Raw genomic sequence first — 17,022 nt, 5'->3', positions numbered from 1 at the left:
TGTACGGAGCAAGATTATTCACTGTTATATCGTATCGTCAGTTATCTTTTGGAATTAAACTGTAAATAAAAACAGGGACCGTCTAAATTAGACAGTCCCTGTAATAAGATCTATTAAAAAAAGTTTTAAAATTATTTCTTAATGAACTTAAAAGTTTGCATACCATTATCTGTAAATACCTGAATCAGATACATACCCTGAGGCAATGCATGAACATCAATGCTTCTTTCTCCTGACTGCATTTTCTTTTCAGTTACTTTTCTACCATCAGCAGCAATAATTATAGCTCTGGTAATAACTTCTTGTCCGCTGAAATTCAAAATATCTCTTACCGGATTAGGATAAATCTGAAGCTGAGATTTTGATTTTGTGTTATCAGCAACACCAAGCGTACTATTGATAGCCAATACCGCCAAAGAAGCCGTTGATTCACAAGATCCTACCGTTTGCGTAGCATAGTAAGTGGTATTGTTTACCAAAGCTGTGCTTAGCGGCAGGCTGTTTACATGGTTCTGTGCGTTTACAGATGAAGAATACCATTTGATATTCTGGCCTGTTACTACTAGAGCACTCAATGTACTTCCCGGAGCAAAATTCTGCACTGCGACTCCTGTTGGAGCAGCTACCGGAGCTGATTGAGTAATAGTGAATGTTCTTGTTAATGTACATGCGTTAGCATCAGTAACAGTCACGGTATAAGTTCCAGCAGATAAGCCTGTAGCCGTTGCAGCTGTACCTCCTGATGGAGACCATGAATACGTATAAGGCGCTGTTCCTCCTGAAACGTTAATTGTTGCTACGCCTGTAGATCCGCCATTACATGCGATGTTCGTCTGGGAAGTAGTGGCACTAAGAGCTGTAGGCTGCGTTACAGTTGCGTTAACTGTTGCAGTACATCCGTTAGCATCAGTGATAGTTACTGTATACGTTCCGGCCGCTAGTCCTGTTCTGTCTTCTGTTGTGATTCCTCCACCCCAGTTGAATGTGTAAGGTGCTATTCCTCCGGCTGGTGTTAAGTTGATAGCTCCGTTGGAAGCTACGTTACAGGCTACGTTTGTTACTACTGTTGTTCCGCTTACTGCACTGGCAGGCTGCGTAATAGTGAATGTTCTTGTTAATGTACATCCATTTGCACTAGTAACAGTCACAGTATAGGTTCCGGCAGATAAGCCCGTAGCCGTTGCAGCGGTACCTCCTGATGGAGACCATGAATACGTATAAGGCGCTGTTCCTCCTGAAACGTTGATTGTTGCTACTCCTGTAGATCCGCCATTACATGCGATATTAGTTTGAGAAGTAGTAGCACTTAGAGCCGTTGGCTGGGTAATAGTGAATGTTCTTGTTAACGTACATGCGTTAGCATCAGTAACAGTCACAGTATAGGTTCCAGCTGATAATCCTGTAGCCGTTGCAGCGGTACCTCCTGATGGTGACCATGAATACGTATAAGGTGCTGTTCCTCCTGAAACGTTAACAGTTGCTACCCCTGTAGATCCGCCATTACATGCGATATTCGTCTGGGAAGTAGTAGCACTTAGAGCCGTTGGCTGGGTAATAGTGAATGTTCTTGTTAACGTACATGCGTTAGCATCAGTAACAGTCACTGTATAAGTTCCGGCAGATAAGCCCGTAGCCGTTGCAGCGGTACCTCCTGATGGAGACCATGAATACGTATAAGGCGCTGTTCCTCCTGAAACGTTGATTGTTGCTACTCCTGTAGATCCGCCATTACATGCGATATTCGTTTGGGAAGTAGTAGCACTAAGAGCTGTTGGTTGCGTTACGGTTGCGTTAACTGTAGCAGTACATCCGTTAGCATCAGTGATAGTTACTGTATACGTTCCGGCCGCTAGTCCTGTTCTGTCTTCTGTTGTGATTCCTCCACCCCAGTTGAATGTGTAAGGTGCTGTTCCTCCGGCTGGTGTTAAGTTGATAGCTCCGTTGGAAGCTCCGTTACAGGCTACGTTTGTTACTACTGTTGTTCCGCTTACTGCACTGGCAGGCTGCGTAATAGTGAATGTTCTTGTTAATGTACATCCATTTGCACTAGTAACAGTCACAGTATAGGTTCCAGCTGATAAGCCTGTAGCTGTTGCAGCCGTACCTCCTGATGGAGACCATGAATACGTATAAGGTGCTGTTCCTCCTGAAACGTTAATAGTCGCCACTCCTGTAGATCCGCCATTACATGCGATATTCGTCTGGGAAGTAGTGGCACTAAGAGCTGTAGGCTGGGTAATAGTGAATGTTCTTGTTAATGTACATGCATTAGCATCAGTAACAGTCACGGTGTAGGTTCCGGCAGATAAGCCTGTAGCTGTTGCAGCCGTACCTCCTGATGGAGACCATGAATACGTATAAGGTGCTGTTCCTCCTGAAACGTTAATTGTTGCTACTCCTGTAGATCCGCCATTACATGCGATATTCGTCTGGGAAGTAGTAGCACTTAGAGCCGTTGGCTGGGTAATAGTGAATGTTCTGGTTAACGTACATGCGTTAGCATCAGTAACAGTCACTGTATAAATTCCGGCAGACAGGCCTGTAGCCGTTGCAGCGGTACCTCCTGATGGAGACCATGAATACGTATAAGGTGCTGTTCCTCCTGAAACGTTAATTGTTGCTACTCCTGTAGATCCGCCATTACATGCGATATTCGTTTGGGAAGTAGTGGCACTAAGAGCTGTAGGCTGAGTAATAGTGAATGTTCTGGTTAAAGTACATGCATTAGCATCAGTAACAGTCACGGTGTAGGTTCCGGCAGATAAGCCTGTAGCTGTTGCAGCCGTACCTCCTGATGGAGACCATGAATACGTATAAGGCGCTGTTCCTCCTGAAACGTTAATTGTTGCTACTCCTGTAGATCCGCCATTACATGCGATATTCGTCTGGGAAGTAGTAGCACTAAGAGCTGTAGGCTGTGTTACCGTTCTGCTTACTGTTGCTGTACATCCGTTGGCATCGGTGATAGTTACCGTGTATGTTCCCGCAGCTAAGCCTGTTCTGTCTTCGGTTGTGATTCCTCCACCCCAGTTGAAGGTATAAGGAGCTGTTCCTCCTGCTGGAGTTAAATTGATTGCTCCGTTGGAAGCACCGTTACAAGCTACGTTCGTTACTACTGTTGTTCCGCTTACTGCACTTGCTGGCTGCGTTACAGTTGCATTAACCGTGGCTGTACACCCGTTAGCATCAGTAATGGTCACCGTGTATGTTCCGGCAGCTAACCCTGTTCTGTCTTCTGTTGTAATACCACCACCCCAATTGAATGTGTAAGGTGCTGTTCCTCCTGCTGGAGTTAAATTGATTGCTCCATTAGAAGCTCCGTTACATGCTACGTTCGTTACTACTGTTGTTCCGCTTACTGCACTTGCAGGCTGCGTTACAGTTGCATTAACCGTGGCTGTACACCCGTTAGCATCAGTAATGGTCACCGTGTATGTTCCGGCAGCTAACCCTGTTCTGTCTTCTGTCGTGATTCCACCACCCCAATTGAATGTGTAAGGTGCAGTCCCTCCCGCTGGTGTTAAGTTAATTGCGCCGTTGGAAGCGCCGTTACAAGCTACGTTCGTTACTACTGTTGTTCCGCTTACTGCACTGGCAGGCTGCGTTACAGTTGCGTTAACTGTTGCGGTACATCCGTTGGCATCAGTGATGGTTACTGTATAGGTTCCGGCAGCTAACCCTGTTCTGTCTTCTGTTGTGATTCCTCCACCCCAGTTGAAGGTATAAGGAGCTGTTCCTCCTACTGGTGTTAAGTTAATTGCTCCGTTAGAAGCACCGTTACATGCTACATTCGTTACTACTGTTGTTCCGCTTACTGCACTGGCAGGCTCATTAATCGTAAACGTTCTTGTCGCTTGGCATCCCAAATTATCCGTTACCGTTACAGTATAAGTTCCGGCAGATAAACCTGTTGCCGTTGCAGCGGTGCCACCAAAAGGTGCCCAAGAATATGTATAAGGTGCAACACCACCTGATGGTACTACCGTAGCCACACCATTGGACCCGCCATTACAAGAAACATCCGTTTTACTACCGGTTGTACTAATGCTTACAACCGTTAATGTAGCAGCATTAGAAGTAGCAGAGCCTGAACCGATAGCCACGGCACGGTACTGATAACCGTTCATTGCTGAAGTAGCCCCTGTGATTGTTAAAGTATTGGTTGTAACTCCTGAATAAGGAGCGGTGTTAGTCAAAGCAATAAATCCACTGCCAGAATTCTGATACCACTGGTAAGAACTAGCTCCTGAAGCAGTAACCGTAAAGGTAGTGGTACCTCCTGCACATATAGTTCTGTTTGCCGGACTTGCCGTAATTACAGGATTACTGGCCAGAAACGTACACCCTGAATACTGCGATCCTGCAGCAGTGCTGAGCGTCCAGTTGGCATTGTTCATGACCGCTGTTCTTATATTGGCAACTGTTGATGTTGGAACACCGGTACAGTTAAACTTTCCTGATCTAGCTACGGTAACACCCGATACCGGTCCTGTATAGAACGCATTCGTTCCTCCTGTAAGTCCCGGTGGCATTAATGAAGCATTGGGACTTCCAACAGCATCGCTATTCCATGCAGCTGTTGTAGAGCCTGCTGTATAAAAATAATTGATACCGGCAATACAGGTCACGTTGGCTCCTGTAACACTACCGTTTCCTCCCTGAAAAGCAATGATCTGATCTCCAACAGACGATAATACCAATCCATTGGAAGATGTTCCGTCGGTAAGCGCTACGGTACCATTAGGTATCGATGTGCTTGTTGCAGGATTATAAACAGAGGCTGATAAGGCAGAAATATACACTTCAGTGCCGGCCGGCAATGCGGTACCACTGGTCCATGTAATTGCAGATTCTGTCGATCCGGCTGCCTGCCATGCATTGCTTCCCTGATACCCCCGATCGGTAAAGCTTATTTGTGTTCCGCTTGAAATAGGGGCAAGCAAAACAAATGAAAATACATCTACCGAAGTAGAACTGGAATCGTAAGAGGTAAACGCGATCCCTCCGGGTGAGAGCGTCGTCTGCGCCTGGGCATATCCCAGCAACAACGCTCCCGTTGTGACGACTGTTTTCGCCAGCGTTTTGATTGTAGAATAAAAATTTTTCATTTTTAATTATATTTAAGTTATAAGTTTTGGAATTTACCACCTGTTCTAAGTCCAAAAGCAGATAATTTATGCCCGCTCATGAAGCCTTCTTCGGTGTAGATTATATCTAATCTTAGATGTGAATTATGATTACATTTTACAATTAATCCGTTTTCCTTATTTAAAGAAACGATGGTCCCGGGAAGCCCTGTTTGAAGATCTGCATTATGAATGGGTGTAGCTTCCACTACCCTGATATTCCATCCGTTCCATTGGGTATAGGCTCCTTTATTCCAGGGGTTGCATGCTCTGACCAATGCTTCAATGGTCTCGGCATCCTGCTTTTCCCAGGAAATACAGACATCAGAAGCACCTGGTTTGGAATAATAGCGTGCCTTTTGTTCGCTCTGTTCCGTTCCCTGAAAATTTCTTTGCAAAAGATTTAAAAGTTCATTTAAAAGATTGGCTCCTAACCACGACAAATGAGTACATAATGCCCCATGTGTCATATCAGCATTAACAGGAATATTTTTTTTAAGAATAACAGCTCCTTTATCAATATATTTATCGATAAGATGAACGGTAATCCCCGATTGCCCTGAACGACTTCTTATCGTTTCAAAAACAGGATCAGCCCCTCTCATTTCGGGTAGAAGCCCATAATGGAAGTTGTAGAATTTACCAGAATAAAGGGAGAGAATTTCAGAAGAAATTTTCCATGGAAAAGTCATTGTAAAAACGGTATTGGCGCCGGAAATCTCCATCATATTTTTTATCTGACCGGTGCAGCTTTCGGACGTCATAATAAAAAGAGGTATTCCTGACTGGTTTGAAAGCATGGAGCAAAATTCGATGACTTCCGCATTCTTATCAGGTACCCCCATTGCACAAAGCCGGCCTGCAGCATGTAAAGCCTGCAAAGCCGGAAATGCCATCCGGTTGTTACATAAGACTGCTATTTTTAATAGATCTGTCATGATTCTAAACACGCATAAGCATTAAGCCATGTATTGGCTTCCACAGTCCTGATATATTCAATATTCTTTTCTAAGGCTGCGCGTTCCTGTTCTGTAACAGTAGCAGTATGAACATCCTTTAAAAGACAGTTTCCTGTTTCTTGATCTTTTGAAACGGTAGCGTAATAAATTTTCGCCTCAGAAAATCCGTTTTCCTGATTCATGTACACTTTCCCACGTGGTGAATGAATGGTCATTCCATCAAACTCTTTATTTTCAAGCCCTATGAACTGTGCAGCTTCCCATCCTAATAAAGAGAAAAGATTGGCTTTACCATATTTAATTCCATCCATTATATTTACAAAATTTTCATTTTCAGGAATCTTCAAATTTCTTGACCAGGCTATTGCTGTATTCCAATCATATCCGGGATATGGTATTTTTCCCAACCAGATTTCATCCGCAGTAAATCCCGTACCATATACTTTATAATGGCCGGACATTTCGCTGCTTCCTGCAAAAAAGTCTTCAGCCATATCACCACAAAAAGTGGCAAGTACTGCGGTATCCCGTTCTTTTTCAAGAAATTCCGTAAGTGGTTTCAATGTAAAATCTGAACGCTTTAAAGAAGTAATGTGGTTAAAAACTATAGATCCTCCTTTTTCTTCAGCAGCAGCTGCATATACATAAGAAGGACGGTATCCTGCATCATAAAAAGAACAGCTGAATGCAAAATTCCTGAATCCGTCTTCAATGGCTTTATGTGTTATTACACGTGTACAAAGGCTACCCTGAAGAGAGATAAACCATGCATTTGAAAGCTTTTTGCTGAATTTAGGAAAATGATAACCACTATCAAGAACGATGAGGGTTTTTCCCGAAGATTCAAAAAGAGGATGTACAAATTCTGCTGAAAAAGGATTCATATATCCTATTACGATATCTGTTCCTGCCAGCAAAAACTGTTCGCAATGATCATAAATTTCCTCGTTTTTAGCAGCAACCCCAATTCCTGCCGAAACGATTTCATGGTATCCTTCCAGTCCCATATTCTTAAAGGATTGTTTGAAACCGTCCATAATATCAAATGAAATGGAAGGATAAATAACAGACCGCGGTAAAAGTAAAGCTATTTTCATATTCTTAATAATGTCAGTCTGCGGCAAAATATTTATGCCGCAGATTGAATAAATAAATGCTAATTAAGATCTTGACGGAAAAATCCCGTACATACAGATGATGTAATTCATTCCCAGATAAGGCTGACGAATACTCATCGGCTGCCCCGCTCCTGAAACACTTAACGCGAATGCATTAGGTATTGCTTTCATGGTGCTGTCTGGCTGCTGATTAGAATACAAACCTTGTAATGATGCAAGTGTACTGCCTGCCGGAGAACCTGTATTTCCTTCATCTGAAAATGTTTTTATTGAAACTGTTTCAGACCCTGCAGTGTGTGTATGCGTTGGCATGTGCTGTATATCGCAGGTTACCGTTTCAGTACCTGCTGTCATTCCTAATTGAAATACTTTGGTTCCTGCTCCGGTACCGGTTCCCACAGCTGTTCTTCCTGCAAAATTCGGCAGCATGAAGGTTGTTGTCCCGTTACCTCCGTACATGGTACCCAAAAGCGCAAAAAGTGCCTGGTTAGTACTAATCGATATTGTCTGCCCCTGACAAAACGCCCAATACTTGGGAGCAAAATTTCCGGCAAACATTCTTATTTCTGACATGGTTCCTTCCATAATAATCGTTTTTCTATTAAAAATTTAAATGAATTAATCCTGTCTTGGCGGATAATATCCTTCAAGACAAATAATATAATTGGTTGCGAGCACAGGCTGTACAATACTAAATGGAATATTACTTCCTACAGCGGATATGGAACCCGTTGTGGTAGCCGGTGCAATAAAAGTATCTGGTGCCTGAGTAGAGTAAGCTGCGGCTGAACCTGCGAGCACATTCCCTGCCGGCGAACCTGTATTACCTTCATCTGAAAAACATGGAAATGCAATTGTTGCTGCTGCGGTATGGCTGTGCGCAGGCATTTGTGCTGTAGTCATGGTGACCGTTTCAGTTCCGCCTACCTCTCCTAAATCTATAGGAGTAAGACCGGCTCCCTGGCCTGTTCCTACGGCAATTCTTCCACGAAGATCAGGAACACCGAACGTATTGCGGCCATCGCCACCGAAAGTAGTTCCTAATATTGTGTATACTGCCTCAAATTGTGAGATACTGTAAAGTGTTCCGTCGCAGAAAGCCCATCCCAATGGAGCGAAATTTCCACCAAATAAACGTACTTCTCCTATATAACCTTCCATAATGATATCTTTAATTGTTATTAATTTTATTTTAAATTCCAGTAATTATCCTCTTGGAGGAAAAGTCCCGTAAAGGCAAATAATATAATTCATTCCAAGTGAAGGCTGAACAATAGTGAGTGCGTTATTCCCTCCCGAAACACCTACCTGCAATGCCAGCGGAACTGCTTTTGTAGTAGAGTCGGTACCCTGATTGCTGTACATTGATGCCTTTGATGCAAGGATATTGTTTGCCGGAGTTCCCGAATCTCCTTCATCCGAATAAGCAGGAATTACAACATTCCCTGATAAGTTGTGGGTATGGGCAGGTAAATTTGACATGGTAAGGGTTACAGAGTTTGTACCTGTCATTTCTCCCAAACTGTAATAAGATAAACCAGGTCCCTGCCCCGCTCCTACAGCCGACCTCCCGGCAAGGTTCGGAAGACCGAAAGTCGTTATACCATCTCCACCATAGGTATTTCCTAAAAGTGAAAATAAAGCCGTATTTGACCTGATGGCCAATAAGGCGCCATTACAATACTGCCATGATTTGGGAGCAAAGTTTGCGGCAAAAAGTCGGATTTCTCCAATTGTTCCGTCCATAATTATTGTTTTTAAAAATGAATATTTATTAAAATGCAACCTACTCAGAAGAACGATAAATGAATCCCAATCTGAATAAATTGATAAGTCGTTAGATATTGGATTGAAGAAAAGCATCCATACAGACAAATACAAAACCCAAGCTGAGAATGTATTTTACACTTCTGTCAGTCACCAAATAGTGACATTAACTTGAAAAAAGAATAGTTTACAATGATTTTCATGATTATATTATTTAGTTTTTATCTGCAATAAAACTGTTTCTACAGCAAACACATTTTATTACAAATTTAATTTTATTATTAATATAATTGCTATTTGTTAATAAAAATTAGTTAATAATTTATTATTTCTAAATTTTCCTCATATTTAAGACAATCTGATTCACCAATTATTTCCTGATAAAATTAGACATTACAGCATTATCGGAATTAAGTATTTATACTGAATTTGAATAAAATTTTGCAGCAATACTAACGATTACGGTTGTATTTTTTTTGTTGAATCTTCTAAACTTATCCGACTTTTAATTTTACAGATGATGAACTTACATCAGTAGGCTTTTATAATGAACGGCAATAAAAAAACCGCTTTAAACTTACGTTTAAAGCGGTCTTTATTTTTATGAAGTTATGCTTATTTTACTTCTTCGAAGTCTGCATCCTGTACATCATCAGCACCTGCATTGTTACCTCCAGGGTTTTGTGCACCTGCATCGGCACCCGGCTGCTGTCCTGCTGCGTACAATTCTTCTGAAGCTGCCATCCATGCTGCATCCAGAGCTTCTGTTTTAGCTTTTACATCATCTGCATTTTTAGCTTCAAAAGCAGTTTTCAATTCTCCGTGAGCAGTTTCGATTGCTGCTTTTTTATCTGCAGATAACTTATCACCAAACTCTTTCAGTTGCTTTTCAGTCTGGAAGATCAATCCGTCTGCTTTATTGAAGATTTCAACTTCTTCTTTTTTCTTAGCATCCGCAGAAGCATTTTCCTGAGCTTCTTTCTTCATTCTTTCGATTTCTTCGTCAGAAAGACCTGAAGATGCCTGAATTTTGATAGACTGCTCTTTACCGGTTCCTTTATCTTTAGCAGAAACACTTAGGATACCGTTGGCATCGATATCGAATGTTACTTCGATCTGAGGAACTCCTCTTGGTGCCGGTGGAATGTCTGTAAGGTCGAATCTACCGATTTCTTTGTTATCGTTGAACATTGGTCTCTCTCCCTGTCCTACTCTGATGCTTACAGCCGGCTGGTTGTCGGAAGCTGTAGAGAATACCTCAGATTTTTTAGTTGGGATAGTCGTGTTTGCTTCAATTAATTTAGTGAAAACAGAACCCATTGTTTCGATACCTAGAGAAAGCGGTGTAACGTCTAATAGAAGAACGTCTTTTACATCTCCTGTCAATACACCTCCCTGGATCGCTGCACCAATTGCTACAACCTCATCCGGGTTAACTCCTTTTGAAGGTTTTTTACCGAAGAATTTTTCTACTTCTTCCTGAATGATCGGGATTCTTGTAGAACCACCTACCAGGATTACTTCATCAATATCTGAAGTTGATAAACCTGCGTCTTTCAATGCTTTAGCAACCGGCTCCATAGATCTTCTTACAAGATCTGCAGATAACTGCTCGAATTTAGCTTTCGTTAAAGTCTTCACTAAGTGTTTAGGACCTGTAGCAGTAGCGGTAATATATGGAAGATTGATTTCTGTTTGTGGAGAAGAAGATAACTCGATTTTTGCTTTTTCAGCTGCTTCTTTCAATCTCTGTAATGCAATAGCATCTGATTTTAAATCAACACCTTCTTCAGATTTGAATTCATCTGCCATCCAGTTGATGATCACATCATCGAAGTCATCACCTCCTAAGTGCGTATCTCCGTTAGTAGACAATACTTCGAATACACCATCTCCCAAATCAAGGATAGAGATATCAAAAGTACCACCTCCTAAATCGTATACTGCGATTTTCTGATCTTTGTGGTTTTTATCCAAACCGTATGCTAACGCTGCAGCTGTTGGTTCGTTGATGATTCTTTCCACTTTAAGGCCAGCAATTTCACCGGCTTCTTTTGTAGCCTGTCTCTGAGCATCATTGAAATATGCAGGAACAGTGATTACCGCTCTTGTAACTTCCTGACCAAGATAATCTTCAGCAGTTTTCTTCATTTTCTGAAGCGTCATTGCAGAAATTTCCTGTGGCGTATATTCTCTGTCGTCGATTTTTACTTTTACGGTATCGTTTGGTCCGGATACTACTTTATAAGGTACTCTGGAGATTTCAGAAGCATCATCTTTAAAGTGTGTTCCGATAAATCTTTTAATAGAGTAAACCGTTTTTGTAGGATTGGTTACCGCCTGTCTTTTTGCAGGATCTCCTACTTTTCTTTCACCATCTTCTGTAAATGCAACGATAGACGGAGTTGTTCTTTTACCTTCTGCGTTAGGGATAACAACAGGGTCTTTTCCCTCCATTACAGCAACACAAGAGTTGGTTGTTCCTAAGTCGATTCCGATTATTTTACTCATAATATTTTTATTTTTTCTATTTTTAATTTACATTCTGTATTTCTCAATATTTATACCATATGTTTTTTTGTGACAAATTGACATACAACATCGCAAGCACCATCCAAAAGACATCTCAGTGTATATTAATGTAACTATAATGCTGATTTTTGACACAGATTAATTGAGCCGTTCTGTTCAACATGTCACTTTTCAGTTTATAATGAATAAAATTCAAACATCTGTTTCCATTAAGAGGATTTTTGATAACTTTAATCACTGCAAAAATAATTTTCAGGAGTTTTGATGTTAAATGAATAAAGCTTAACGTAAAAAACCTTCAGTAAAAAGGTGAATTATTATTTTTGATAAAAATAAACAACGAATGTCATTACATTTTAATCCGAGAGATATTACCTGGCTTGCCTTCAATGAGAGGGTGCTACAGGAAGCAATGGACGAGAAAGTTCCTTTGCATTTGAGAATCCGTTTTTTAGGGATTTTTTCAAATAATTTAGATGAATTTTTCAGAGTGCGTGTCGCAGGATTAAAACGTGCCATGGATTTTAAAGAGAAGATAATTTCAGAATCTTTCTATCAACCTCCTTCAAAAATTCTGCAGAAAATTAATGATATCGTAATCCGGCAGCAGCAGAATTTTGATAAAACCTGGAAGAAAATCCAGGCAGAAATGGCAGACCATCATGTATTCATTAAAACTTCAAAAAACCTAACGGTAAAACAGAAAGAGTTCGTAAGGAATTATTTTGATGAAGTGGTTGAATCGAATGTAATTCCTATTCTTCTTCATGAAAATACGCCCATGCCTTACATGAGGGACAAAAGTCTATATCTGGGGGTTGCCATGAGAAAAAAAGACTGGCAGTATTCCAGCAATTATGCCATTATAGAAATTCCGTCGCGTTTTGTAGGAAGATTTGTCCTGCTTCCGACTGATGATCCGCAGGAAAAAGATGTCATGCTTCTCGAAGACGTAATTACCTTTAACCTGCCGCATATTTTTTCCTATTTCGGATATGATGAATTTTCGGCGAATGCTTTTAAAGTAACCAAGGACGCAGAACTCGATCTTGATAACGATATAAGGACCAATTTTGCCGAAAAAATTGAAAAAGGATTAAAAAACAGAAGAAAGGGAAAACCAACCCGTTTCGTTTTTGATAAAGATATGGATAAAGCGCTTCTCGAAATGCTGATCCGAAAATTGAATTTAACGAAGAAAGACAGCATCATTCCGGGTGGAAAAATTCATAACTTCAAACATTTCATGGATTTTCCGGATGTTTTCGAAAAATATGAAAAGCCGGTTGAAAGAACTTCTTTTACCCATCCTGCTTTTGAAAACACGGAACGCGTGACGGACGTAATTTTAAAGAATGATGTTCTTCTAACGTTTCCTTATCATAAATATAATCCGGTTATTGACCTTCTTCGTGAAGCTGCGATGGATCCTGATGTGAAATCAATTCAGATTACAGCATATCGTTTGGCAAGCAGCTCAAAAATTATCAATGCGCTGATTTATGCGGCCCGAAACGGCAAAGAAGTGACGGTAATGCTTGAGCTTCAGGCGAGGTTTGACGAAGAGTCTAACCTGGAATGGAAAGAAATGCTGGAACCGGAGGGAATTACGGTACTGATCGGTATTCCTAATAAAAAAGTTCACGCCAAGCTGTGTATAATCAAGAAAAGATCCCACAACAAAACCATTCAGTATGGATTTGTAAGTACGGGAAACTTCAACGAAAAAACGGCAAGAATTTACGGAGACCATCTGCTGATGACTGCAGACCGCGGGATAATGGCTGATATCAATAAAGTTTTCAATGTGCTTAAAAAGCCGAAAGACGATTTTCTTCCTGTCCTTAAAACCTGCAAAAATCTTTTGGTGTGTCCACAGTTTATGCGGGAAAAAATTGTTCACCATATTGATAAGGAAATAGAGGAAGCCAAAGCAGGAAGACACGCAGAAATGATCATTAAAGCCAATTCTCTGAGTGACAGATCCCTGATTGAGAAACTTTATGAAGCAGCCAAAGCAGGAGTTCACATCCGGATGATTGTAAGAGGGATCTATTGTGCTGTTAACCAGAAAGAATTTAAAGAAAAAATAAAAGCAATCAGTATTGTAGACGAATATCTGGAGCATGCGAGGGTGATGTATTTTTACAATAAAGGTGCTGAAGATATCTATATCTCATCTGCCGATTGGATGACAAGAAACCTTGACTACAGAATTGAGGCCGCAGCAAAAGTTACTGATAAAAACCTGAAAAAAGAACTGAAAGATATTCTTGACATCCAGTTGAAAGATAATGTAAAAGCTCGTATTTTAGACAAAAAATTGAGCAATGAGTATATTCATAATGACAAGGAAGAATGCCGTTCTCAGATTGAAACCTATCGATATTTACATTCCAAAACGACTAAAAAATGAAGATTGCAGCCATAGATATAGGAAGTAACGCAGCCCGACTGCTGATTAATGAAGTTAAAATCAATAATAACCAGGCGGAATTCATCAAACTTAATCTTTTAAGAATTCCCCTAAGGCTTGGAATGGATGTATTCACCTACGGGAAAATAGGTGAAGAGCGCGAGAAAATGGTAATTGACGCCATGAAGATTTTCAGTGATCTGATGAAGATCTATAAGGTGGAACATTACAGAGCGTGTGCTACAAGTGCCATGCGTGACGCCACTAACGGACAAGAAATCATTGACGAGGTGAAAAAGACTTCGGGAATTAATATTGAGATTATTTCAGGAGATGAAGAAGCATCATTAGTTTTTGAAAATCACATAGCAGAAGGACTGGACAAAGATTTTGCCTATCTTTATATTGATGTAGGCGGCGGCTCTACAGAGCTTACTTTCTATGAAAACGGCAAAATGATCTACGAAAGGTCTTTTAATATCGGAACCATCCGTTTACTGAACGACCTGGTAACTCCGGACAACTGGAAAGATATGAAGGAAGAGATCAGAAAGAACATCAACAGCAAAAAGCCTATCGTTGCGATCGGTTCGGGAGGAAATATCAATAAAGTTTTTTCAATGAGTAAAACTAAGGACGGCAAACCCATGTCCCTGACTCACCTGAAAAAAGTTTTTAAAGAGTTTAATGATCTCACCGTAGATGAGAGAATGACAAAATACAACCTCCGTGAAGACAGAGCTGACGTTCTGGTACATGCCCTAAAGGTTTTCAACAACGTAATGTCGTGGTCTGAGATCAATAGGATTTTCGTGCCTAAAATATCTGTTGCAGACGGATTGATCCATAATATATACAATGCCTTACAGGATAAAAAGTAAGTTCATTGAAATGATAATAACCGATCCTGGGATCGGTTTTTTTGTGTCGATAAATGAAAACGCCCCGGATAATGGTAAGCTTATTAATATTTATATTTGAAAAGTAGTAACAGGCCGCCGCAACCATCATCCGGGAAAAGCGAGTAGCGAGAGCGGGAAAAAGCTCCTGAAAAAAGGATGTCTGCATCTGTCTACGATCAAAACACTTTTATAATAAGCACATTTTCCAATACTTATTGTGGATTTGTTCATAAAAAAAGTACAAATGAAAGAACACGTTTAAAACTTTTTCTTACATTTGTACTTCCACAGCATAAGGAAATTTTTGGTTAATTCTCTTTCTGCCTCCTAAAACGAAAATTAGCAGTTCTGCAATCTAGTTTTTTTGAAAGATTACACTGTCCAATTCTTTCCTTTTTTTATGCCTTTTTCACAAATTCGGATTTCAGGGCCATTGAACCGAAACCATCGATTTTACAGTCAATATTATGATCACTGTCCGGTCTGAGGCGTATGTTTTTCACTTTTGTTCCGGCTTTCACCGGCTTGGGTGCTCCTTTTACAGGGAGATCTTTAATAACCACTACCGAATCTCCGTCCTGTAGTTCGTTCCCGTTTGAATCTAAAATCTTTCCCGAATCTGCTGCTCCGGCAGCTGTTTCCTCAGGATTCCATTCGTAAAAACACTGGGAACACACCATTAAATCATCGCTCGGATAGGTAAATTCGGAGCTGCATTTCGGACAAAGTACAGAATCACTCATTGTATTAATTTTTTTGCAAAGGTAATTCTTTAATATTTTTAATTAAAATCTAAAAACATGAAATATACCCGAAACGAGCTAGACTACACTCAAGAAACAATTAATTTAGACATACGTAAATCATTCACTTTTCAGTACACAAGGGCAGCAGATCAAATACATAACGAAACCTTAAACACCTAAAGTCTCAACTTAAATTCGTATTTTTGCAGATTCAAAATAGCAGAACCCAATTTTATGGAACTTATTCACAGAAACTTAGCCATCGGTATCCACGATGCTTTACAGGAAACATTTTTTGAGAAAAACAAATATGCCGATAAAGTGATCGAAAGACTTTTAAAAGCAAACAAAAAATGGGGAAGCCAGGACAGAGCCGTTGTTTCTGAAATTTTCTACAATATCATCCGTTGGAAAAAGCGCCTTGAATACTATATGGGCGAAGGAGTGAAACCCAACAACATTTACAAACTGATGATTGCCTACCTTTTATGGAGCAAAACCAATTATAAGAAATTCGAGGAATTTGACGGGATAAAAATCGCTGACATCCTTACCAAACTCAAAAAAAACACCGTTCCTACAAAGGCTATTGAACATTCTATCCCCGACTGGCTCGCAGAAACCCTTGAAAAGGAATTGGGCGAGAAATGGGAGAAAGAAATGCATGCGTTAAACGAGCAGGCCCCAACTGTACTGAGAGCCAACTCATTAAGAACGACTACCAAAGAACTCATTTCTGATCTTGCCGATGAAAACGTTACCTCTTACCCGGTAAGAAATTACCCGGATGCGGTACAGCTCGAAGAGAAAAAGAATGTTTTTCTTACTACAGCTTTTAAAGAAGGGCTTTTTGAAGTTCAGGATGCTTCTTCACAAAAAATAGGATATTTCCTGGATGTAAAAGAAGGCCAACGTGTGGTTGATGCATGTGCCGGAGCCGGCGGAAAAACCCTTCACCTTGCCGCTTTAATGGGAAATAAAGGACAGATCATTGCACTGGATATTTACGAATGGAAACTGGCAGAACTAAAGCGACGCGCCAAAAGAGCCGGTGCTCATAATATCGAGACCCGATTGATTTCCGACAATAAGGTCATCAAAAGACTCCATGATAAAGCAGATCGTCTATTGATTGACGCGCCGTGCTCAGGACTTGGTGTTTTAAAAAGAAATCCGGACAGCAAATGGAAAATCGACCAGGATTTTATAGACCGAATTAAAAAAGAACAGCAGCAGATTCTTCAGGATTATTCCAAAATGCTGAAAACAGGAGGAAAAATGGTATATGCGACATGTTCTATTTTGCCTTCCGAAAATAATGAACAGGTAAAAGAATTCCTGAAAAACAATCCGAATTTCAAAATGATCAAAGATGAAAAAGTAATGCCAAGCGAAGGATACGACGGCTTTTACATGGCTTTGATCGAAAGAATTTCTTAAACGAATTTTAAATATA

At 40.5% G+C, this 17,022-nt stretch carries 11 protein-coding genes; 3 read left to right on the top strand and 8 right to left on the bottom strand.

What is annotated here, in order from left to right:
* Positions 1 to 131 precede the first annotated feature (131 nt).
* The 7 genes from ACYT6F_RS10020 to dnaK all read right to left on the bottom strand — a co-directional run bounded on the left by ACYT6F_RS10020 (position 132) and on the right by dnaK (position 11,481).
* The gene (locus tag ACYT6F_RS10020; protein ID WP_472601036.1) at positions 132 to 5,108 is read right to left on the bottom strand and encodes a T9SS type A sorting domain-containing protein; all 4,977 of its coding nucleotides are present in this window, start codon (positions 5,106 to 5,108) and stop codon (positions 132 to 134) included.
* 17 nt (positions 5,109 to 5,125) lie between these two features.
* Positions 5,126 to 6,064, bottom strand: a complete 939-nt coding sequence (locus ACYT6F_RS10015; RefSeq protein WP_472601035.1) for a formyltransferase family protein — start codon at positions 6,062 to 6,064, stop codon at positions 5,126 to 5,128.
* Positions 6,061 to 7,182 carry a type 1 periplasmic-binding domain-containing protein gene (locus ACYT6F_RS10010; protein ID WP_472601034.1) on the bottom strand — a complete coding sequence of 374 codons (1,122 nt, stop codon included), beginning with the start codon at positions 7,180 to 7,182 and terminating at the stop codon, positions 6,061 to 6,063. The genes ACYT6F_RS10015 and ACYT6F_RS10010 overlap by 4 nt, the downstream gene beginning before the upstream one ends.
* A gap of 63 nt (positions 7,183 to 7,245) precedes the next feature.
* Positions 7,246 to 7,788, bottom strand: a complete 543-nt coding sequence (locus tag ACYT6F_RS10005) for a phage tail protein (protein ID WP_169229477.1) — start codon at positions 7,786 to 7,788, stop codon at positions 7,246 to 7,248.
* A 33-nt stretch (positions 7,789 to 7,821) separates the two neighbouring features.
* A complete protein-coding gene (locus ACYT6F_RS10000) occupies positions 7,822 to 8,364 on the bottom strand; it encodes a phage tail protein (protein WP_472601033.1) in 543 nt (180 codons plus the stop codon).
* A 45-nt stretch (positions 8,365 to 8,409) separates the two neighbouring features.
* Positions 8,410 to 8,949 carry a phage tail protein gene (locus tag ACYT6F_RS09995; protein WP_169229476.1) on the bottom strand — a complete coding sequence of 180 codons (540 nt, stop codon included), beginning with the start codon at positions 8,947 to 8,949 and terminating at the stop codon, positions 8,410 to 8,412.
* Positions 8,950 to 9,585: 636 nt separating this feature from the next.
* Positions 9,586 to 11,481: a molecular chaperone DnaK gene (gene dnaK, locus ACYT6F_RS09990; protein WP_472601032.1), complete on the bottom strand. Its 1,896-nt coding sequence runs from the start codon at positions 11,479 to 11,481 to the stop codon at positions 9,586 to 9,588.
* 364 nt (positions 11,482 to 11,845) lie between these two features.
* On the opposite strand from dnaK, the gene ppk1 reads away from it, so the two are divergent.
* Positions 11,846 to 13,918: a polyphosphate kinase 1 gene (gene ppk1 / locus ACYT6F_RS09985; RefSeq protein ID WP_472601031.1), complete on the top strand. Its 2,073-nt coding sequence runs from the start codon at positions 11,846 to 11,848 to the stop codon at positions 13,916 to 13,918.
* Positions 13,915 to 14,799, top strand: a complete 885-nt coding sequence (locus ACYT6F_RS09980) for a Ppx/GppA phosphatase family protein (RefSeq protein WP_472601030.1) — start codon at positions 13,915 to 13,917, stop codon at positions 14,797 to 14,799. Before ppk1 ends, ACYT6F_RS09980 begins: the two co-directional genes overlap by 4 nt.
* Before the next feature lie 419 nt (positions 14,800 to 15,218).
* On the opposite strand, the gene ACYT6F_RS09975 is transcribed toward ACYT6F_RS09980, so the two are convergent.
* Positions 15,219 to 15,563 carry a zinc ribbon domain-containing protein YjdM gene (locus ACYT6F_RS09975; RefSeq protein WP_472601029.1) on the bottom strand — a complete coding sequence of 115 codons (345 nt, stop codon included), beginning with the start codon at positions 15,561 to 15,563 and terminating at the stop codon, positions 15,219 to 15,221.
* A gap of 237 nt (positions 15,564 to 15,800) precedes the next feature.
* On the opposite strand from ACYT6F_RS09975, the gene ACYT6F_RS09970 reads away from it, so the two are divergent.
* The gene (locus ACYT6F_RS09970; RefSeq protein ID WP_472601028.1) at positions 15,801 to 17,006 is read left to right on the top strand and encodes an RsmB/NOP family class I SAM-dependent RNA methyltransferase; all 1,206 of its coding nucleotides are present in this window, start codon (positions 15,801 to 15,803) and stop codon (positions 17,004 to 17,006) included.
* Positions 17,007 to 17,022 lie beyond the last annotated feature (16 nt).

The organism is Chryseobacterium sp. NG-CE01 (assembly GCF_055695505.1).
The sequence above is the reverse complement of the archived record's forward strand: the minus strand, read 5'-3'. Positions and strand labels throughout refer to the sequence as shown.

Coding starts and splice junctions, on each gene's coding strand:
- ACYT6F_RS10005 (WP_169229477.1), bottom strand. CDS start 7,788: ATGGAAGGAACCATGTCAGAAATAAGAATGTTTGCCGGAAATTTTGCT.
- ACYT6F_RS10015 (WP_472601035.1), bottom strand. CDS start 6,064: ATGACAGATCTATTAAAAATAGCAGTCTTATGTAACAACCGGATGGCA.
- ACYT6F_RS09995 (WP_169229476.1), bottom strand. CDS start 8,949: ATGGACGGAACAATTGGAGAAATCCGACTTTTTGCCGCAAACTTTGCT.
- ppk1 (WP_472601031.1), top strand. CDS start 11,846: ATGTCATTACATTTTAATCCGAGAGATATTACCTGGCTTGCCTTCAAT.
- ACYT6F_RS10020 (WP_472601036.1), bottom strand. CDS start 5,108: ATGAAAAATTTTTATTCTACAATCAAAACGCTGGCGAAAACAGTCGTC.
- ACYT6F_RS10000 (WP_472601033.1), bottom strand. CDS start 8,364: ATGGAAGGTTATATAGGAGAAGTACGTTTATTTGGTGGAAATTTCGCT.
- ACYT6F_RS09980 (WP_472601030.1), top strand. CDS start 13,915: ATGAAGATTGCAGCCATAGATATAGGAAGTAACGCAGCCCGACTGCTG.
- ACYT6F_RS09975 (WP_472601029.1), bottom strand. CDS start 15,563: ATGAGTGATTCTGTACTTTGTCCGAAATGCAGCTCCGAATTTACCTAT.
- dnaK (WP_472601032.1), bottom strand. CDS start 11,481: ATGAGTAAAATAATCGGAATCGACTTAGGAACAACCAACTCTTGTGTT.
- ACYT6F_RS10010 (WP_472601034.1), bottom strand. CDS start 7,182: ATGAAAATAGCTTTACTTTTACCGCGGTCTGTTATTTATCCTTCCATT.
- ACYT6F_RS09970 (WP_472601028.1), top strand. CDS start 15,801: ATGGAACTTATTCACAGAAACTTAGCCATCGGTATCCACGATGCTTTA.